This is a genomic window from Azonexus hydrophilus DSM 23864 (genome assembly GCF_000429605.1).
GTDB lineage: Bacteria > Pseudomonadota > Gammaproteobacteria > Burkholderiales > Rhodocyclaceae > Azonexus > Azonexus hydrophilus.
This window is the reverse complement of record NZ_AUCE01000013.1, coordinates 1-20,464: the sequence shown is the minus strand read 5'-3', so window position 1 is coordinate 20,464 and position 20,464 is coordinate 1. Positions and strand designations below refer to the sequence as shown.

Annotated in this window: 17 protein-coding genes; 6 read left to right on the top strand and 11 right to left on the bottom strand. The window is 64.3% G+C overall.

All coding sequences use genetic code 11. From position 1 onward, the window contains the following. Positions 1-20 precede the first annotated feature (20 nt). The 10 genes from G471_RS0107315 to G471_RS0107270 form a co-directional block, all read right to left on the bottom strand. Entirely contained in the window at positions 21-1,004 is a 984-nt protein-coding gene (locus G471_RS0107315; protein ID WP_028994777.1) for an SPFH domain-containing protein, read from the bottom strand. Next, positions 995-2,695, bottom strand: coding sequence for a GGDEF domain-containing phosphodiesterase (locus G471_RS0107310; protein WP_157272463.1), 1,701 nt, complete (start codon positions 2,693-2,695; stop codon positions 995-997). The genes G471_RS0107315 and G471_RS0107310 overlap by 10 nt, the downstream gene beginning before the upstream one ends. Beyond that, complete coding sequence (locus G471_RS0107305) at positions 2,676-3,983, bottom strand: HD-GYP domain-containing protein (RefSeq protein ID WP_043421148.1); 1,308 nt, start codon at positions 3,981-3,983, stop codon at positions 2,676-2,678. The genes G471_RS0107310 and G471_RS0107305 overlap by 20 nt, the downstream gene beginning before the upstream one ends. 6 nt (positions 3,984-3,989) lie before the next feature. Continuing rightward, positions 3,990-4,718 carry a type III pantothenate kinase gene (locus G471_RS0107300; RefSeq protein ID WP_028994774.1) on the bottom strand — a complete coding sequence of 243 codons (729 nt, stop codon included), beginning with the start codon at positions 4,716-4,718 and terminating at the stop codon, positions 3,990-3,992. Continuing rightward, entirely contained in the window at positions 4,715-5,503 is a 789-nt protein-coding gene (locus G471_RS0107295) for a biotin--[acetyl-CoA-carboxylase] ligase (RefSeq protein WP_028994773.1), read from the bottom strand. Before G471_RS0107295 ends, G471_RS0107300 begins: the two co-directional genes overlap by 4 nt. A 9-nt stretch (positions 5,504-5,512) precedes the next feature. Beyond that, positions 5,513-6,925, bottom strand: a complete 1,413-nt coding sequence (gene ntrC / locus G471_RS0107290) for a nitrogen regulation protein NR(I) (protein WP_028994772.1) — start codon at positions 6,923-6,925, stop codon at positions 5,513-5,515. Between the two features lie 47 nt (positions 6,926-6,972). After that, positions 6,973-8,034: a nitrogen regulation protein NR(II) gene (gene glnL, locus G471_RS0107285; protein WP_043421147.1), complete on the bottom strand. Its 1,062-nt coding sequence runs from the start codon at positions 8,032-8,034 to the stop codon at positions 6,973-6,975. 21 nt (positions 8,035-8,055) lie between these two features. Beyond that, a complete protein-coding gene (locus tag G471_RS0107280) occupies positions 8,056-8,502 on the bottom strand; it encodes a DUF4124 domain-containing protein (protein ID WP_028994770.1) in 447 nt (148 codons plus the stop codon). 111 nt (positions 8,503-8,613) lie between these two features. After that, positions 8,614-10,029, bottom strand: a complete 1,416-nt coding sequence (glnA, locus tag G471_RS0107275; RefSeq protein WP_028994769.1) for a type I glutamate--ammonia ligase — start codon at positions 10,027-10,029, stop codon at positions 8,614-8,616. A gap of 190 nt (positions 10,030-10,219) precedes the next feature. Next, entirely contained in the window at positions 10,220-11,383 is a 1,164-nt protein-coding gene (locus G471_RS0107270; RefSeq protein WP_028994768.1) for a cation diffusion facilitator family transporter, read from the bottom strand. Positions 11,384-11,429: 46 nt separating this feature from the next. On the opposite strand from G471_RS0107270, the gene G471_RS0107265 reads away from it, so the two are divergent. From G471_RS0107265 to clsB, 4 genes are read left to right on the top strand one after another with little or no spacing between them, the layout of a single operon-like run. Then, positions 11,430-11,882, top strand: coding sequence for a rhodanese-like domain-containing protein (locus G471_RS0107265; RefSeq protein WP_028994767.1), 453 nt, complete (start codon positions 11,430-11,432; stop codon positions 11,880-11,882). 60 nt (positions 11,883-11,942) lie between these two features. Further along, complete coding sequence (nadA, locus tag G471_RS0107260; RefSeq protein ID WP_028994766.1) at positions 11,943-13,040, top strand: quinolinate synthase NadA; 1,098 nt, start codon at positions 11,943-11,945, stop codon at positions 13,038-13,040. 10 nt (positions 13,041-13,050) lie between these two features. Beyond that, complete coding sequence (locus G471_RS0107255; protein WP_028994765.1) at positions 13,051-13,809, top strand: endonuclease/exonuclease/phosphatase family protein; 759 nt, start codon at positions 13,051-13,053, stop codon at positions 13,807-13,809. After that, on the top strand, positions 13,799-15,001 hold the full coding sequence (gene clsB, locus G471_RS0107250) for a cardiolipin synthase ClsB (protein WP_028994764.1): 1,203 nt from the start codon (positions 13,799-13,801) through the stop codon (positions 14,999-15,001). Before G471_RS0107255 ends, clsB begins: the two co-directional genes overlap by 11 nt. Here the strand turns inward: clsB and gluQRS are convergent. Further along, positions 14,976-15,926 carry a tRNA glutamyl-Q(34) synthetase GluQRS gene (gene gluQRS / locus G471_RS0107245; RefSeq protein ID WP_245580525.1) on the bottom strand — a complete coding sequence of 317 codons (951 nt, stop codon included), beginning with the start codon at positions 15,924-15,926 and terminating at the stop codon, positions 14,976-14,978. The two genes, clsB and gluQRS, sit on opposite strands and share 26 nt — an antisense overlap. 84 nt (positions 15,927-16,010) lie before the next feature. Here gluQRS and rpoH point away from each other — a divergent pair, with 84 nt between their 5' ends. Beyond that, the gene (gene rpoH / locus G471_RS0107240; protein WP_028994762.1) at positions 16,011-16,871 is read left to right on the top strand and encodes an RNA polymerase sigma factor RpoH; all 861 of its coding nucleotides are present in this window, start codon (positions 16,011-16,013) and stop codon (positions 16,869-16,871) included. 174 nt (positions 16,872-17,045) lie between these two features. Continuing rightward, positions 17,046-20,464: retention module-containing protein (locus G471_RS0107235; protein WP_028994761.1), on the top strand; the 3,419-nt coding region annotated here is incomplete at its 3' end.

Here is a 20,464-nt window from a genome sequence, read left to right as displayed (position 1 = left end):
CGGGATCGCCCGATCCCGGCTCAGCCGAGTTTCTTCAGCAGTTCTTCCTTCTTGGCGTCGAACTCGGCCTGACTCAGCACGCCCTTGCCGACCAGGGCGTGCAGCTTTTCCAGCGTCGCCACGATTTCGTCAGCGCCCGCGGCAGCGGCCGGCGCTGTTGCGCCACCGACGCTCTGACCGATCATCTGGCCGAAACCGAAACCCGCCCCCAGCGCGGCCAGCCCGCCTTCGTTGCGGGCGGCATCGGGAATGCTGCTGGCCACCTGGTATTGGGTGTAGCGCTGCAGGTCGCCAAGCATGCCCATGCTGATGCGCTGATCCAGGGTTTTCTGCAACTCGTCGGGCAGGGAAAAGTTCTGCACGACCAGGGACTCGAGTTCCAACCCGAGTTCGGCAAACATCGGCGCGGCCCGCTCGCGCATCGCCTTGGCGAGTGCATCCTGGTTGGCCGCCAGATCGAGGAAGGGAATGCCCGATTCGGCAAACAGGGTCGTCAGCCCGGCAACCAGCGTATTGCGCAACTGACCTTCGAGATCGTCCCGGCCGTAATGCTCGCGCGTACCCGACACCTTCTGGTGGAAACGCAGCGGATCGCTCAGCCGGTAGGCGTAGATGCCATAGGCGCGCAGGCGAACGGCGCCAAACTCGGCATCGCGGATGACGATGGGCGTTGCCGTGCCCCAGGTCCGGTCGAGTTGCAGACGGGTCGAGAAGAAATAGACATCGCTCTTGAACGGCGAGGCGAACAGCTTGTCCCAGTGGCGCAGGTTGGTCAGCAACGGCAGGGTGGCCGTACTCAGGCGATGGCGGCCGGGACCGAAGACATCGGCCACCTGCCCCTCGTCGACAAACAGCGCGAGTTGCGACTCACGTACCGTCAGGCTGGCGCCGTTCTGGATTTCGTTGTCGCGCATTGGGTAGCGCCAGGCCAGCGTACCGTCGTCACTCTCGGTCCATTCGAGGATATCGATGAACTGCTTCTTGATGAATCCGGTCAATGACATCCCTTTTCCCCCTGCGTCCGGTACCAGTCGATGAATTCAGCCAGCGGCATCGCCTGTCCGTAAAGATAGCCCTGTGCGGCCTTGCAGCCAAGGGCCAGTAACTGGTTGCGCTGGTTTTCATCCTCGACGCCTTCGGCCAGCGGCACCATGCCCAGGTCGCGCGCCAGATCGACGATGGTACTGACCACGCGCAGGCTGTCGGCCGAATTGAGCATGGCCTCAATGAATGACTGGTCGATCTTGATCTCGTTCATCGGCAAGCTGACCAGATAGCTCAGCGACGAATAGCCGGTGCCAAAGTCGTCGAGCGCCAGGCGGCAACCGAGCGCCCGGATGCGGTTCATGATCGCCAGCCCCTTTTCGCGCTCGAGCAGCAAGGCCGATTCGGTCAGTTCGAAGGTGAAGCGTTGACCGGGCAGCTTCCAGGTTTCCAGGCATTGCCCCAGCAATTCCGGCAAATCCTCGTCGCCCATGTCGCCGACCGTCAGGTTGACCGACAGGCTGATGTTCACGCCGGCGGCTTCGAGTTCACTGGCAATACGCATGGCGGCACGCAGCAGCCAGTCGGTATACAAGGTCCGCCAGCCGTTTTCCTCGATCATCCGGATCGCCGCCGGCGGCGCTACCCAGGCACCATCGCTGCCACGCCAGCGCAGCAGCAATTCCGCTCCCGTACATCGCCCGTTCTGCAAGTCGACCTGGGGCTGGAGATAGAGGGTCAGCGCGTCCTGCTGCAGCGCCTGATGCAAGGCATCGACCTGGCGGTAACGTAACTGCCAGTCCTCACCGAGGCTGGTCTCGAACCAGGCAAACGATTGCTGCCGGCTGCCAGCCGCCCAGCGCGCCAGGCGGGCGGCGTGCAGCGCCCCTTCGGGATCGAGCGCATGCTCGGGGAGCATGGCGGCGCCGATGGTGGCACGCACCATGATGCTCGCCCCGCTGAACAGACTGACCGGCTCGGTGAACATCTGCCCGATATGGGCAGCCGCCAGCGCCGGCTGGGACAGACTGTGGACATCCGGCAGGACGACCAGCCATTCGCCCTCGCGCCCGGCGAACACCTTGTCTTCGACCCGCAGGCGGTCGGCGATCCGCGCCGCCAGCATTGACGGCAAGCGCTGCAGGTCGTTGGCCGCCAGGTAATTGAAGGAATCGCGATTGACCACTGAAATCGACAACAGGCCGACCTGACGGTCCGCCCCCTGCAGTTCACGCAAATAGCGCAGGGCGGCCAGCTCGCCCGGGATGCCGGCGGCGTCCATGCGCGCTTCCTCGCCCAACTCGATGGCACAACTGACGGCGGCAATGACCGCCCGCCGCAAGCAGGCAAACAGGGCCAGCACGACCCGACCGACACTTTCCCGCTCGCCCAGCAACTCGTCTTCACAACGCGCGACAAAGGCGAAGAACAGGTGAAGTATCTCGACCAGCGCATAACCGCGCCCTTGCAGACCATGCCAGTCACGCACCCAAGCCTGCTGCCACAGCGGATCGGCCAGCGATACCGGCAGGTTCTCGCTCAGTTCGAGAAAGGCGAGCAGGACGGCATCGTCGGCCACGGCCGGCCGCATTTCCCGGACCGCCATGCGCCAGATGTCGGCCAGCCCGGACAGCGACACCAGATCCTCGGCGCTTAGTCCGAACGCCTGGAAATCGATATAACCCGCATCCTTATCCGAGATAGTAGTCATGGGCGGACAAACCATAAGCGTCATTGGGCAGGGCACGGACGATACGCACCGAAGTGCGCTCCGGATCGCGCAGGTCGACGACCTGATAACTGCGCACCGGCACCTTGTCGGCGTCGAGCATCAACAGGATGCGGGGGCGTGAGCGCTGGACGCGATTCTGCTGGATGACCACGCCGACATCGCCGCTATTGAGTTCGACCAGCGTACCAACCGGGTACAGGCCGACGCACTGGACGAATTGCTCCATCAGCACCGGATTGAACTGCCGGTCGCGCAACTTGAACAATTCCTCCAGCGCCTGCTGGTGGCCGATGGCATCCCGGTAGGGCTTGTTGCGCAGCATCGCGCAGAAGGAATCGACCAGGCCGGCAATCTCGGCCGCCAGGCCGATCTTCTCCAGCGCCAGGCCTTGCGGATAACCGCTACCGTCCCAGCGCTCGTGGTGGCGGGAAACGATCTGCAGCACCTCGGCCGGCAGATTGACCTGCTGCATCAGGATTTCCAGCGAACTGGCCACATGCGACTGGATCAGGTGGCGCTCGTCGTCATTGAGCGCATCGGTCTTGGCCAGCAACTCCGGCGGCACCTGGGTCTTGCCCACATCCTGCAGCAGGCCGGCGATCCCCAGCTCCAGCAGGCGCTGGCCGCGCCAGCCGATATGGCCGCCGAGCAACAGGGCATGAACCGTGACGTCCATGGCGTGATCGAAACTGTAGTCGTCCAGACTTTTCAGGCGCAGCAGCCACATCACCGCATCCGGGTTGCGCTGCAGGCTGCCGGCGACATCGCGCACGCCTTCCCGCACATTGGCGAAATCGAAGTGCTTTTCGGCCGTCACATGCTGGAAGGTCTTCTGCAGGGACTGCAGCAGGGCATCGTAGCGCGGCTCGACATAACTCAGTTCGCGACTCAGCGACTGAACATGGGCATCGCCCTCCTGGCCGTGCAAAAAATCCAGGAAGCGGCGCCGCCGCTGTTGCCGTTCGACTTGTTCGGCCGAGAACAAGGGACGTCGGCGCGCGGCACTCTGCTCTTCATCTGCGGGCTTCTGTACCAGTGGAGCAGACTTCAGCGGGCGATCCAGGCGCGATTTGGGTGCGGCGTAGTGTTCGTTCAGCGAACGCGTGCGATCGATCTGGACAAAGCGGCATTTCTGCCGGAACAGATCGACCTGATCCGGCGAGGAAATGATGAAGCCCTGCAGGGCAAACGGAAAATCGGTCCACGGGCAGTCCGGTTCGACGATGAACATGCCGATCTTGAGTTCGGCAACCGGAATGATTTCCATGGGCAGTCAGCTCTCGGGAGACGTTTCGTCGGCCAGCACTTTCAGACCGAGTAGGGGAAGATTGTCCGCCTGCCGGCACGGCATGACAAGATGCTTTGTCAGCAAGGCCGCGTTGCCACCGGAAATCAGGCAAACCCGCTCGGCGCCGGGCAAGCGCGCCCAGGCACGCTCGATGGCGCCGACCTGCGCCTCGATTGCCCCACTGACAATGGCATCATCGGTCGATTGCGGCCAGTCCTGCCGCTGCCCGGTGGCAAACGGCAGTGCCGCCGTATTCCTGGCCAGCGCCGACAGCATCAGTTGCTGTCCGGGCAGGATCAGGCCGCCGAGGAAATGCCCCGAGGCATCGAGGCTGTCGACGGTGGTGGCGGTACCGGCCATGACCACCAGCAAGGCACCTGGAAGGAGCGAACGGGCACCGATCAGCGCACACCAGCGATCAACGCCCAGCTGCCCCGGGTTCCGGTAGCCGTTGCGCACCCCGCCGGCCGCGGCCGTCGAGGTGATTACGGTCAGCTTGGTCGACCACGCCCCCAGCGCCTGCCGGATCGCCTGTTCGGCAGCGGCGCCGGCGACGTTGGCCAGCATGATGCGCGCCGGCATCGGCCAGTCCGTCGTCAGGCGTGCCAGGTCCGCACAATCGGCATGGTCGAGTGCGCCCTCATGCAGCCAGCGAGCATCGCCCCAGAGACCGAATTTGATGCGGCTGTTGCCGCTGTCGAGACAGAGGATCATGCGGCACGCAGACTGAGGTCGCCGGCCAGGATGCGCGACAGGCCGGCAGCCGTCTCGAGCAGCAGCGCGCCGTCGTCGTCGACCCCGCGACAGACGCCAACCAACGGCACTTCGCCCTCGCCGAGCAACTGCACCGGGCGGTCCTGCCAGGCGTGCCAGGCGAGCCAGTCGTCTTTCAGCGCCGCGAAGCCGGCCTGGGCAAAGCGGTCAAGCACATCAAGCAGGGCCCGCAGCAGCGCCGCCAGCATGTCATGTCGTTCCGGGACGCGCGCCATGGCCTGGCTCAGGCCGGCCACCGCTTGCGGAAAATCGCCCGCCGGCTGGGCCAGGTTGATACCGATACCGATACAGGCCTGCGTACCGCGCCGGTCGCTGGCCAGTTCGACCAGCACCCCGGCCAGCTTGGCAAAACCAGTGTCGCCGGCGAGCAGGACATCGTTGGGCCATTTCAGGCGAACGCCGTTCGCCCCCAGCGCGTCGAGCGCCTGGGCCAGCGCCACACCAACCGCCAGCGACAGACCACCGGGAACGCGCCCGGCCGGCAAGCGCCAGAGCAGGGAAAAAGTCAGGCTGTCGGCAGGCGAAGACGACCAGCTACGGCCACGCCGACCGCGGCCGGCGAGCTGCCGGTCGGCAACGACGACGGTACCGGGCGGGGCACCGAGCGCCGCCCGGCGCAGCAGTTCGCTACTGGTGGAATCGCAACTGTCGAGGGCATCGACATCAAAACGACCAGCCTGCCCGGCCAGCCGTTCCTTGAGCAGTACAGGATCGATTAAAGGCATGCGGAGATTTTACTCCGCTGCCGACTCCTTGCCGCCATCAATACCCAGATCGGCGATCTTGCGCGTGATCGTGTTGCGCCCGATACCCAGGGCCTGCGCCGCCTCGATGCGCCGACCACCGGTATGCGTCAGCGCCCGGGAGATCAGGATGCGCTCGAAAGCCTGCGACAGCAGTCCATGGACATCCGGAACGCCGCGCGCCAGCAAGCGGTCGACTTCGCCTTCCAGCGCTTTTTCCCAGTCACCGACGAGCATCTGCGGCGGTGCCTCGCGCAATTCGCTGGGCAGGTCGCCGACCTCGACCTGCTGGCCCGGCGCCATCACGGTCAGCCAGTGGCAGAGGTTTTCCAGTTGCCGGACGTTGCCCTGAAAATCCAGGCCGCACAGGTATTTGAGCGCCGCTTCTGACAGCCGCTTGGGCTCGACGCCCAACTCGCGCGCGCTCTTCTGCAGGAAATGCCGGGTCAGCAGCGGGATGTCTTCGCGCCGCTCGCGCAGCGACGGCAGGCGGATGCGGATGACGTTCAGCCGGTGGAACAGGTCTTCGCGGAACAGGCCGTCCTTGACTCGGCTTTCGAGATTCTGGTGGGTGGCCGCAATGACGCGGACGTTGGCCTTGATCGGCGAATGCCCGCCGACACGATAGAAGTGGCCGTCGGACAAGACGCGCAGCAGGCGGGTCTGCAGTTCGGACGGCATGTCGCCGATTTCGTCGAGGAACAGCGTACCGCCCTCGGCCTGCTCGAAACGCCCACGCCGTTGCGCCTGGGCGCCGGTGAACGCACCGCGCTCGTGGCCGAACAGTTCGGATTCGAGCAGATCCTTGGGAATCGCCGCGGTGTTGATGGCGACGAAGGGGCGTTCGGCCCGCGGGCTGTGCCGGTGCAGGGCACGCGCCACCAGTTCCTTGCCCGAGCCGGACTCGCCGGTAATCAGCACGGTGGCGTGCGATAGCGCCAGCCGGCCGATGGCCCGGAAGACTTCCTGCATGGCCGGCGCCTGGCCGAGAATCTCCGGTACCAGCCCCTCTTCCTCGGCCGCACCACTCTGGTGCATCGACTCGTCGATGGCGCGACGGATCAGTTCGAGCGCCTGGTCGACGTCGAAGGGCTTGGGCAGGTATTCGAACGCGCCGCCCTGAAAGGCCGCGACGGCGCTCTCCAGGTCCGAATAGGCGGTCATGATGATCACCGGCACGCCCGGATGGCGCGTCTTCACTTCCTGCAGCAGCTCCAGGCCGGACTGGCCGGGCATGCGGATATCGGACATCAGCACCTGCGGCGGTTCGCAGCCGCCCTCCAGGCTGCTGATCGCCTCGCTGGCCGAAGCGAAGCTCTCGAACGGGATGCCTTCCCGCGACAGCGTCTTCTCCAGCACCCAGCGTATCGAGCGGTCGTCGTCAACAATCCATACCGGTTTCATGTTCTCTTGCCTCTTGTATCGCGATGTCCTGCTAGCTCTAGCAAGACTCAGGCCGACTCGACCGGCAGGCGCAGGGTGAACACCGTCTCGCCGGGTCGGCTATGGCAATCGATGCTGCCTTGATGGTGCTGGATGAAATTCTGGGCAATCGTCAGGCCCAGACCGTTGCCGCCCTCGCGCCCCGAGACCAGCGGATAGAACATGCGCTCGCGGATGTCCTCGGGGATGCCCGGGCCGTTATCAATGACCTTGATTTCCATGGCCAGGCGGTAACGCTTCTTGGCCAGCGTCACCTGGCGCAGAGCACGCGTGCGCAGGATGATCTCGCCTTGCCCGGCCATCGCCTGGGCGGCGTTGCGGGCGATGTTGAGCACCGCCTGGATCAGTTGCTCGCGGTCGCCGACCAGTTCCGGCAGGCTGGTATCGTAATCGCGGCGCACCTGCAGGCTTTCGGGGAATTCCGCGCGTAGCAGGCTGCGCACCCGCTCCAGGATTTCGTGAATATTGACGGTCGCCGGCAACATCGCCCGATGCGGGGTCAGCAGGCGTTGCATCAGGTCCTGCAGGCGGTCGGCTTCCTTGATGATGACCTGGGTGTATTCCTTCAGCGACGGGTTGCCGAGTTCGTGTTCGAGCAATTGCGCTGCACCGCGGATGCCGCCCAGCGGATTCTTGATTTCGTGCGCCAGATTGCGGATCAGTTCGCGGTTGGCCTGCTGCTGCTCGATCAGGCGCTCCTCGCGGCTTGCCGCCAGGTGATGGTCGATCGGCTGCAATTCGAGCAGCAGGCGCATGCCGGCCGCGATATCGGGACGCAAGGGCGTCACCGTGCAGTTGAGGTGCAGGGTCTCGCCATCGGCCCGGCCGAGCGCGATGTTCTGGCCGGTATAACCCCAGTTGTTGTGCAGGCCGTTGTCGATGGCCGACTGCAGGGTCGACGAGCATTTGCAGACATCGCCGAGACGACGCCCGACGACGCTGCGGCTGCTGACCGCCAGCAGGTTCTCGCCGGCCGGGTTGAGATAGCGGATGGCCTGGCTGTCGTCGATCAGGAGTACCGCCGAGGCAAGCAGGTCCAGCCCGGCGAAATTGGCATGGGTGACATTCATGATTTATCCGGAGAATTCCGCTCAGCGCAGATTGGCCAGCTCCCGTTGCAGTGCCTGCAGATTGCGTTCGTGCTGGGCAACCCGGTCACGATAGGGGGCTGCACGTTCCAGACCGCCGCTGGCGGCTTCGCGCTCGGCCAGTTCCTTGCGCGCCTGATCGAGCTTGCGTTGCTCGCCGGCCAGTTCCTGCTCCAGGATGTGGCGCCGGTCGGCATCGCGGGAGCGCTGGGTGTCCTGCTGCACGCGCGGGAAATCGGCCGGTGTCGGATTGCTTGCCGCCCTGGCCGCCGGCGCACGCGGTGCGGGAACGGTATTGCGCTCTTCGCTGACGATGGCCTGGCAGTTGTTATGCACGCGGGTATTGGAAATCAGCACCCCGCCACCGGCTTCCGTACAGCGATAGATCGTCTGCGCGGAGAGCGCCATCGGGACAAGCGCGCAAATCAGGGCAAGCAGTCTACGTGTCATTGGCATGGCTCCTCGTGAACTTTGCAGTTTACTGGGTAAACGATGCGCCGGTAAAAAGGTGAACAAAAAAGGGCGGGAAAGCCCGCCCTTTTTGCATTTCACTGCAATCGATCAGCAGCTGTAGTACAGATCGAACTCGACCGGGTGCGTGGTCATGCGGATCTTGTTCACTTCTTCCATCTTCAGGGCGATGAAGGCATCGATCCAGTCGTTGGAGAAGACACCGCCACGGGTCAGGAACTCGCGATCCTTGTCCAGGTTTTCCAGGGCTTCCTCGAGCGACGCGCAGACGGTCGGGATCTTTGCATCCTCTTCCGGCGGCAGGTCGTACAGGTTCTTGTCAGCCGGATCGCCCGGGTGGATCTTGTTCTGGATACCGTCGAGGCCGGCCATCAGCAGGGCGGCGAAGCACAGGTACGGGTTAGCGATCGGATCCGGGAAGCGGGTTTCGATACGACGGGCCTTGGTCGAGGCAACAAACGGGATACGAATCGAGGCCGAACGGTTCTTGGCCGAGTAGGCCAGTTTGACCGGGGCTTCGTAGTGCGGGACCAGACGCTTGTAGGAGTTGGTACCCGGGTTGGTGATCGCGTTCAGGGCCTTGGCGTGCTTGATGATGCCGCCGATGTAGTAGAGGGCCAGTTCGGACAGGCCAGCGTACTGGTCACCGGCGAACAGGTTCTTGCCGTCCTTCCAGACCGACTGGTGAACGTGCATGCCCGAGCCGTTGTCGCCAACGATCGGCTTCGGCATGAAGGTTGCCGTCTTGCCGTACTGGTGGGCGACGTTGTGGGTCACGTACTTCTGGATCTGGGTCCAGTCGGCGCGCTGAACCAGCGTGCTGAACTTGGTACCGATTTCGCACTGGCCGGCGTTGGCCACTTCGTGGTGATGCACTTCGACCGGCACGCCCAGGGATTCCAGGGTCAGGACCATGGCCGAACGGATGTCGTGCAGGCTATCGACCGGCGGAACCGGGAAGTAACCGCCCTTGACGGCCGGACGGTGACCGGTGGCGCCGTTGGCATCGTTGGTTTCGCCAGACTTCCAGGCGGCTTCGCCGGAATGGATCTTCAGCGAGCAGCCGGACATGTCGACCGACCATTCGACGCCGTCGAAGATGAAGAATTCGGGTTCCGGACCGAAGAAGGCGGTGTCGCCAATGCCGGAGGACTTCAGGTAGGCTTCGGCGCGCTTGGCGATCGAACGCGGATCGCGGTCGTAACCACGGCCATCGGCCGGATCAACGACGTCACAGGTCAGGACGACGGTGGTTTCGTCGAAGAACGGATCGACGTAGGCGGTGGACGGGTCCGGCATCAGCAGCATGTCGGAAGCCTGAATACCCTTCCAGCCGGCGATCGACGAACCGTCGAAGGCGTGACCGTTTTCAAACTTGTCTTCGTCGAAGTGCGAAATCGGCACGGTGACGTGCTGTTCCTTGCCACGGGTGTCGGTGAAACGGAAATCGACGAACTTGGCGTCGTTTTCCTTGATCATGCTGATCACGTCTTGCGGGGTTGCCATACGCGTTAGTCTCCTAAGAAAACAAGGTGCCGACCAGTGCGGCACATAACAGTAAATCGTAGCGAATCGGGTTTAGCAGAAAGCATGCCAAGCACTGGACGCCAGATTTTCCATTGTGCCACAAGGGCATGTTCAATCCGACAACAAAACCACTGCACCAAAATAATGCACCATCGCGGTGCAGGCACCGTTATGGTGCGGACAACCAGTTCAAGCGCACGCGACGCACCATCGGCAGTTCTTCAAGGCGGGCCGCCAGTCGTTGCTCGACCTCCGCCAGGGAGGCAGCATCGACTTCGGCCAGCGCCAGATACAGGTCGATCTCGATCTTGCCGGCCAGATAATGCAGGACGATCTTCCTCGGCGCCGGCAGGTCGGCGATCAGAGGCGCGATCATCGGCATCAGGGCTTCCCGCCCCGGCAGCCCGATTGCCGCCAGGTCCGGCTCGAGGTCGTCCTCGGGATCAATATGGACGAGTACGTCGAGCACTTCCGGATGCGCGCGCAAGACCCGGGCACGTGCCGACTCGGCGATGCGATGCCCTTCCGAAACGCTGATCCAAGGATCGACCTGAACATGCGCATCGACCAGCACCTGATGCGCCATGCGCCGCGTACGCAGCGCGTGCAGACCGCGCACCCCGGGCGTTGCCGTCAGGCTGTCACGGATGGCACCCAACTGGGCTTCGTCCAGACCGGTATCGATCAATTCCTTGATCGACGACCAGGCCAGTTCCCCGCCCATGCGCAGGATCATGAAACCCATCAGGGCCGCAGCGAGCAGGTCGAGGAAGGCCCAGCCGAGCAACGCACCGCCGATACCGACCACGACCACCAGCGCCGAAGCGGCGTCAGCGCGGGTATGCAGGGCATTGGCGGTCAGCAGCTGGGAACGTTGCTGGCGGGCCACGGCGATCAGGTAACGATACAGCCCTTCCTTCGCCACCACCGTCAATACGGCGATCCAGAAAGCCAGCATCTCGACCTGCGGCAGCAAAGCGCCTGCCTGCATACGCATGCCGGAATCCCAGAGGATGCCGCCGCCGATCAGGATCAGCGAGACGCCCAGGGCCAGCGTGGCCGCCGTTTCGACCCGGGCATGACCGTAGGGATGGGCCCGGTCGGCCGGCGCCGCACTCTGGCGGCTGGCCCAGATGACCAGGAAGTCGGACAAGAGGTCGGAAAAGGAATGCAGGCCGTGGGCAATCAGCGATTGCGAATGCGCCAGCCAGCCGACCACCAGTTGGGCGACGGTCAGCAGCAGGTTGACGACCACGCTGATCCAGGTGGCTTTCTGCGCTGCCTCAGCCCGATCTGCCGCCGTGGCGACCGGTGGCGAATGACCGTCTCTCATGAACTCTGTCCTATACTGTAGGCCTTGATTCTAGCAGCGATCCAAGATGGGCAAACTCAGGGAAATACTCGACCTCGCGCAAACCCGCGCCCGTGACCTCGAACGCCCCTACCAGGGCGAGCTGACGCCACGCGAGGCGTTTGAAATCTGGCAGGCGGCACCCGGGGCCCGCCTCGTCGACGTCCGCACCCGTGCCGAATGGGACTGGGTCGGCCGCATCCCGGGCGCCGTCGAGATCGAATGGAACCAGTACCCGGGCGGCGTGCGCAATCCGAACTTCCTCGCCGAACTGACCCGCCAGGTCGATCCGGAAGCGCTGGTCATGTTCGTCTGCCGCAGCGGCGTGCGCTCGATCGGCGCAGCGACGGTCGCCAGCGAAAACGGCTACAACAACTGCTATAACGTCCTTGAGGGCTTCGAGGGCGACAAGGATGCCAACGGCCACCGCAACAATGTCGGCGGCTGGCGACGAGCCGGATTGCCCTGGCATCAGGGATAATTCGCCCGCTCATTTTTTTGCCTTCACGGCGCGTCGACCGCGCGATTCACCGGAAACAGCATGCACACCGCGACCATCTCCTTCGACCCGTTCAACAAACTCTCCGACGAAGCCTGCCAGGAGCGCATCCGCGCCGCCCGCGCCAAGCTCGGCAAACGCGCCGTGATCCTTGGCCACCATTACCAGCGTGCCGACGTCTATCAGCACGCCGACCTCACCGGCGATTCGCTGAAACTGTCCAAGCTGGCCGCGCAGACCGATTCCGAGTACGTGATCTTCTGCGGCGTGCATTTCATGGCCGAAGTCGCCGACATCATGACCGCGCCGCACCAGATCGCCATCCTGCCCGACCTCGCCGCCGGCTGCTCGATGGCCGACATGGCCAACCTGGCCAAGGTCGAACGCTGCTGGCGCGAGCTGGCTTCGGTGCTCGACGTCGACAACGAGGTCACGCCGGTCACCTACATCAACTCGGCGGCCGACCTGAAAGCCTTCTGCGGCGAACACGGCGGCATTGTGTGCACCTCGTCGAACGCCGGCACGATCGCCAAATGGGCCTTCGACCAGCGACCCAAGGTGCTGTTCTTCCCCGACCAGCACCTCGGCCGGTGGACCGGCCACCAGATGGGCTTCCCGATGGACGAGATGGTCGTCTGGGACCCGGACCTAGAAATGGGTGGTTTAACCGTCGAGCAGATCAAAAAGGCGAGGATCCTGCTGTGGAAGGGGCACTGCTCGGTGCACCAGATGTTCCAGAAGTCGCACATCGACGCCTTCCGCGCCAAGTACCCGGACGGCAAAGTGATCGCTCACCCCGAATGCAATTTCGAGGTTTGTGCGGCGTCCGATTACGTCGGCTCGACCGAGCACATCGTCAAGACGATCAAGGAAGCGCCGGCCGGTACGCGCTGGCTGGTCGGCACCGAGTTGAACCTGGTCGACCGCCTGGCCAAGGAAGTGTTGCCGCAAGGCAAGATCGTCCAGTTCATGGCGACCACCGTCTGCATGTGCTCGACGATGCAGCGCATCGACCCGCAACACCTGGCGTGGACGCTGGAAAACCTGGTCGAGGGCAAGGTGGTCAACCAGATCAAGGTGCCGGAACACGAGGTCAAGTTTGCCCGCCTGGCGCTCGACCGCATGCTGGCGATCTCCTGACCGCCGCGCCATGAGCCAGCCCGCGCTGCACATCGCCACCTACAACATCCACAAGGGTTTCTCGCAGTTCAACCGGCGGATGATGGTGCATGAGCTGCGCGAGCGGCTGCGCCACCTCAACCCGGACATCGTCTTCCTGCAGGAAGTCCAGGGCCTGCACCTCGGCCACGCCGAGCGGCATGCCGACTGGCCGGGTCGGCCGCAGCACGAGTTCCTCGCCGACGAGGTCTGGCAGTCGGCCTACGGCCGCAACATGATCTACGACCACGGCCACCACGGCAACGCGATCCTGTCGCGCTTTCCCATCCTGCACGCGCACAACCAGGACGTGACCCACCTGCAGTTCGAGAAGCGCGGCATGCTGCACTGCCGGATCGAGCTGCCGCAAGGGCCGGCGGCGCACTGCGTGTGTGTGCACCTGTCGCTGTTCGGGCATTCGCGGCGACGTCAGATGGACGCGCTGGCCGATTACCTCGACAGCCTCGACCAACCCGATGCGCCGCTGATCGTCGCCGGCGATTTCAACGACTGGCGCAGCCGCGCCTGCGAGCACCTGGCCCGTCGCCTGCACCTGCAGGAGGTCTTTTCGCACGCGGTCGGCGGCCGTCCGGTGCGCAGCTTTCCGGCGGCGATGCCGATGTTCCGGCTCGACCGCATCTACGTGCGCGGCTTCAATGTACAGTCCACCGCCGTGCATTACGGCCCGCCATGGTCGGCAATCTCCGACCATGCGGCGCTCTCGGCTTTCCTGACGAGGCATGGCACCTGATTTCGTCGCCGGCAACCGCCTGACGCTGCTCGAATCCGGGCGCGAGTACTTCCCTGCGCTGCTCGCCGCGCTCGCCGGCGCCGAGCGCGAGATCTACCTGGAAAGCTACATCTTCGCCGACGACCCTGTCGGCCACGAGGTCGCTTCGGCACTGTGCGCGGCAGCCCGGCGTGGCGTCATCGTCAATGTCACGGTTGACGGCTTCGGCGCCCGCAATTTCGCCGAGGATTTCCGCCCGCGCCTGGCCGAGGCCGGCGTGCGCTCGCTGTTCTACCGGCCGGAAATCGGCCGCTTCCATTTCCAGCGCCATCGCCTGCGCCGGCTGCACCGCAAGCTGGTCGTGATCGACGGACGCGTCGCCTTCGTCGGCGGCATCAACATCGTCGACGACGACAACGCGCCGGAGGAGATGCGTCCGCGTTACGACTACGCGGTGCGCATCGAAGGTCCGGTGCTGGCGCAGGTGCACCACGCAGCACGGCGGATGTGGGAAATCGTCACCTGGGTTAATTTCCGCCGCCGCTTCCGCCTGGCGCCCATCGTCAAGCCCTGCTGCGAAGCCGTCGGCGATCAGCGGGCGGCGTTCCTGATCCGCGACAACATCCGCCACCGCAACGACATCCTTCACGCCTACATCGATGCGATCGACGCCGCCGTTGACGAAATCCTGATCGCCAACGCCTATTTCCTGCCCGGCATCCGCTTCGGCCGCGCCATCTTTGCCGCCGCCCGCCGTGGCGTGCGCGTCACCGTGCTGCTCCAGGGCAAGTCCGACCATCCGCTGCTCCACTACGCAACGCAGACGCTCTACGCCACCGGGCTCAAGGCCGGCATCCGCATCTTCGAGTACGAGAAGAGCTTCCTGCACGCCAAGGTCGCGGTCATCGACGGCAAATGGGCAACCGTCGGCTCGTCGAACATCGACCCGTTCAGCCTGCTGCTGGCCAAGGAAGCCAACCTGGTCGCGCACGACCGGCGCTTCGCCGGCGAGCTGCGCGCCAGCCTCTACACCGCCATGCAGGACGGCAGCCGCGAAATGCTGGCCGAGGACATCCTGCGCCAGCCCTGGCCCTCGCGTCTCCTGCGCTGGTTGAGCTACGGCATCGTCCGCCTGCTGGTCGGCATCGCTGGCTACGGCGACCGCCACTGGCGGGCCGAGGATCGGGTCAAGCCGCCGTCGCCGGAGCGCTGATCGATGCCTGCCGGGGAATCGCGGCAAACGACCAGTGGGCGGAAGCCCAGTCCCAGACCTCGGCGACCGTCGCCCGGCCCAGTTCAGCCGCTACCGGCTGCCCGAGAAAAGCCAATGCCCGCACCAGTTCGGCCGCTGCCTTGCCGCTTTCCAGCGCTGGCGCCAGCGTCTGCTTCGACCACTTTTCACCGGCCGTGTTGGTCGCCACCGGCAGGTGCGCGTAGCGTGGCGTCGGGTAGCCGAGGCAACGCTGCAGCCAGATCTGGCGCGGCGTCGAGGCGAGCAGGTCGGCGCCGCGAACGACATCGGTAATCCCCTGGAAACGGTCGTCGACGACCACTGCCAGCTGGTAGGCGAACAACCCGTCGGCACGGCGCAGGACGAAATCGCCGACATCGTCTTCGAGCTGCTGGACGACTTCGCCTTGCAGACGGTCGACAAAAGGCATCGGGATATTGTCGACGCGCAACCGCCAGGCCCTCGGTGCCGCGCCCGGCGCCAGGCCGCTGCGACAGGTGCCGGGATAGACCAGGCCGCCGTCGATTGCCGGCCGCGTTGTTCGGGCGGCGATTTCCTTGCGCGAGCAGGCACAGGGATAAGCCAGCCCGGCCGCATTCAGTTCGGCCAGCGCCGCCGCGTAGGCCTCGTCGCGCGTACCCTGCCAGAGCACTTCCCCGTCCCAAGCAAAACCGAAGGCGTCGAGCGTGCGCAGGATGTCGTCGGCAGCACCGGGGACGTTACGCTCGGCATCGACGTCCTCCATGCGTACCAGCCATTCGCCGCCATGCGCCCTGGCATCGAGGTAACTGGCGACGGCGGCGATCAGGGAACCGAAGTGCAACGCACCGGTCGGCGACGGCGCAAAACGACCGCGATAACGTGGTGTTTCCGGCGCAGACGCGGGCGGTTGAATTTTGTTACACACGTTCCGGAAACTCGTACGCAGAATTAGCACTCTCAGTCGCAGAGTGCTAACATATATTCATCAGTTGAAGGAGGATTCTACGCTATGACCCAAGCCCTGGCGCTACCAGTCCCCGCAGCAATCGGCAACATCGACGCCTACATTCAGGTGGCGAACCGTTACCCGATGTTGTCCGAGGCGGAAGAGACGCGGCTGGCCGAGCGTTTCCGCGACGACGGCGATGTCGATGCCGCGCGTCAGCTCGTCCTTTCGCACCTGCGTCTCGTCATTTCCATCGCCCGCGGTTACCTCGGCTACGGCCTGCCGCACGCCGACCTGATCCAGGAAGGCAACATTGGCCTGATGAAGGCGGTCAAGCGCTTCGATCCGTCGCGCGGCGTCCGTCTGGTGTCGTTCGCCATGCACTGGATCAAGGCCGAGATTCACGAGTACATCCTGAAGAACTGGCGCCTGGTCAAGGTCGCCACGACCAAGGCCCAGCGCAAGCTATTCTTCAACCTGCGCAGCCAGAAGGCCGGTTACGAGGGTGTCGACACCCTGTCCGGCACCCAGGCTGCCGAAGTCGCCGAACGCCTTGGCGTCAAGCGCGAGGAAGTCGTCGAGATGGAGACCCGGCTGTCCGGCCGCGATCTCGCCCTCGAAGGCAACCCGGACGACGGTGACGATGCCTTTGCCCCGATCGACTACCTGGCCGACAGCCGCTACGAGCCAACCCGCATGCTTGAGAACAAGGCCCGCGCCACGCTCGAAAGCGACGGCCTGCAGCAGGCGCTGGGCGCCCTCGACCCGCGCAGCCGGCGCATCGTCGAAGCACGCTGGCTGGCTGAGGGCGAAGCGGCGACGCTGCATGAACTGGCCGCCGAGTTCGACGTCTCGGCCGAGCGCATCCGCCAGATCGAAGCCAAGGCACTACAGAAAATGCGTGGCCTGCTGGTCACCAGCTAAGCCCGACGGCCCGCCGCCACCAGTTTGGCAAGGCAGCGCCCAGACACCCCGGTAGCCCCGGGGTGTTTTTCTTTCCGGAGACATTTATACCAATGGCGTAGCACCTTGGTCCAATAGACCAACAATTCATTTCGCATATGATGATCGACTATTCATTTTGGATGAAAGATCATCATGAAAAACGCCATCGCCAAAGTCAGCAGCCTGTCCGGAGAAGTCTTCGCCAGGACAGCCGACGGTACCCTTCGCCGCCTGCGCACCGGAGACTCGATTACCGAGGGAGAAACCATCGTTGCCGGGCAGAACGGCCGGACCAGGCTGATCCTCGCCGATGGCCGCGAAATCAATATCGGACCGCGCGAGTCGGTGGCCATGAACGCCGAAGTCGCAGCCAACCCGCCCCCGGCCGCCGAGGACAGCGCGTTCTTTTCGCGACCGCGCGAAGTGCGCAACCTTGCCCGCGCCTTGCAGGAAGGAGAGAACCTCGATGATCTGGTCGACGAAGAGGCCCCCGCCGCCGGCCTGGTCGGCGACGGCAGCGAAGGGCATTCCTTTGTCGAATTCCTGCGGATATCGGAAACCATCGACTCACAGAACAGCTACCGCATCGACGCCGGCGACCTGGGCATTCCCGACCTCGGGGCAGCACCGGCCGATGTGCTCGACACCGTTCCGCTAACCCTCAGCGCCGAACTGGACCCCGCCTCCGACAGCGGTATCCTGGGCGACAACATCACCAACGACAACACCCCGGGAATCATCGGCACCAGCAAGCCGGGCGCCAGCATCACGGTCACCATGCCGGGCACGGGCGAAGTACTGCTGACCACGGCAGCCACCGACGGCAGCTGGCGCGTCGAAGCCGGCCAGGCCCTCGCCGACGGCGCCCAGAACATTTCCGTCGTCGCCACTGACCGCACGGGCAATACCCTGAGCACCACGGTCTTCGTCATCATCGACACCGCGACCCCGAACGATGGGCAGGCGCCCATCGTCACCATCATCGAGGACGCCAACGACGACGGCTTCATCAATGCCAGCGAGCTGAACGGCGATGTCGATGTCCGCATCGCCTTCACCGGCGGCAAGGTCGACATCGGCGACATCATCCGCGTCAGCGACGGCAGCACCCGCATCGAGCATGTCATCAGCGCCGCCGACCAGGCCCGGGGTTATGTCGAAACCCGCTTTGCTGCCCCGGGCAACGGTGAAACCATCACGGTCACCGCCGACATCACCGACGCGGCAGGCAATACCAGCGCGCCTGGCAGCGATTCCGCCATGATCGACATTGATGTGCCAAACAGCGGCCAGGCTCCCGAGGTCGAGATCACCGAAGACGCCAACAACGACGGTTTCATCAACCGTGCAGAGGCCAGCGGCCCGGCCGACGTCAAAGTCTCCTTCAACAAGGACAAGGTCGATGTCGGCGACACCGTCCGCGTTTCCGACGGCACCACCAGCAAGGATTTCGTCGTCAGCGCCAGCGACAAGGCCAATGGCTTCGTCACCACCGACTTCCCGCTGCCCAGCGATGGCAGCACGCTCACCGTCACCGCCCACATCTTCGACCCTGCCGGCAACCGCTCCGCCACCGGCGCCGATTTCGCCAAGGTCGACCTCAGCACCCTGCTCAATCTGCAACTCGTCATCACCGAAGATACGAACAACGACGGCTTCATCAACGCCAGCGAACTCAATGGTAGCGTCGGCGTGGAAATCACGCTCCCCACCGATGCCATCGCCGGCGACCTCATCACCATCCACGCTACCGGCAATCCCACCCGGACCATCACCCTGATCCAGCCGCAGATCGACGCCGGCAGACTGTCCATCGAACTCGACGCTCCCGCCAACGGCACCAATCTCGAAGTCTCGGCCCAGGTCACCGACGCCGCCGGCAACAAATCAAATATCGCCACCGATGCAGCCGTCATCAACACCACGCCCCCCAGCCTTACGGTGCAACTGGCCCCAGCTTCGGACAGCGGCACCCAGGGCGACAACCTCACCAACGACAACACACCGGCCCTGACCGGCCGCAGCGACCCCGGCACGCGCATCACGGTCGTCATCCCGAGCACCGGCGAACAACTCAGCACCATCACCGACGGCAACGGCAACTGGCAGGTCACGCCGACCCTGCCCATGCCCGACGGTACCTCGATCGTTGAAGTCACCGCCACCGACAGCATCGGCAACAGCAGCAACACGACCCTGCCGCTGACCATCGACACCACACAGTTCAGCGGCCAGGCCGTCGCTATCCGCGAGGATGCCAACAACGATGGTTTCATCAACGCCGCCGAACTCCAGGGCGACATCGACGTCCGCGTCACCATCCCGAACGGCGCCGCCGTCGGCGACACGCTGACCGTCTCCGCCACTGGCAATGCCAGCCGGACCATCACCATCACTGCCGCCCAGATCGCTACCGGTTTCGTCGACCTGGCCTTCACGCCAACTGCCAACAATACCGACTTCATCGTCAATGCTTCCATCGCCGATGCCGCCGGCAACACTAGCGGCCCGGTCAGCGACTATGCGCGCATCCAGCTCTCGCCCCCCGACGCGCCCATCGTCAGCATCGTCGAAGACGCCAACGGTGACGGCTGGATCAATGCCGTTGAACTCCAGGGCAATATCGACGTCCGTATCGACCTGCCGACCGGCGCCAGCGACGGCGATATCCTGCTGACCACCGTCAATGGTGTTACCCAGCCCCCCATCACCCTGACTGCCACCGACATCGTCAAACAGTACATAGCCCTGCCCGGCATCGCCAATCCCGGTGAAGGCACCACCCTCACGGTGACCGCACAAATCCGTGACACCGCCGGCAACCTCGGCAGCGTCGGCAGCAACAATGCCCGTATCGACACCCTGCCGCCCGCCGTCACCGCACGCCTCGACCCCACCTCAGACAGCGGCACCCAGGGCGACGGCATCACCAACGACAACACGCCGACGATCAGCGGCACCGGTGAAGCGGGTGCCAGCATCACCGTCACCCTGCCAACCGGCGAAACCCTCAAAACCACCGTCGCCAACACGGGACTGTGGTCCGTCACGCCACAGCAGCCGCTTGCCGAAGGCCCCGCGACAATCTTCGTCACGGCTAGCGATGTCGCCGGCAACGCCGCCAATACCAGCGTTGATCTGACCATCGACACACACATCCCGAACAACAAACTGGCACCTGCCGTGACCATCACCGAAGATGCCAACGGCGATGGCTTCATCAATCGGGCAGAAGCCAGCGGCCCTGCCGACGTGAGGGTCTCCTTCAACAAGGACAACGTCGATGTCGGCGATACCGTCCGCATCTCCGATGGCAGCAGCGTCCGCAACATCGTCATCAGCGCCGCCGACAAAGCCAACGGCTTCGTCACGACCGACTTCCCGCTACCTGCCGACGGCAACACGCTCAATGTTTCCGCCTACCTCTTCGATGCGGCCGGCAACGAATCGGCCACTGGCTCTGCCAGCGCCATCGTTGACATCACCAACTACACCGGCCTCGCCATCGAGATCACCGAGGATGCCAACAACGACGGCTTCATCAACATCGCCGAACTCAAGGACAACGATAT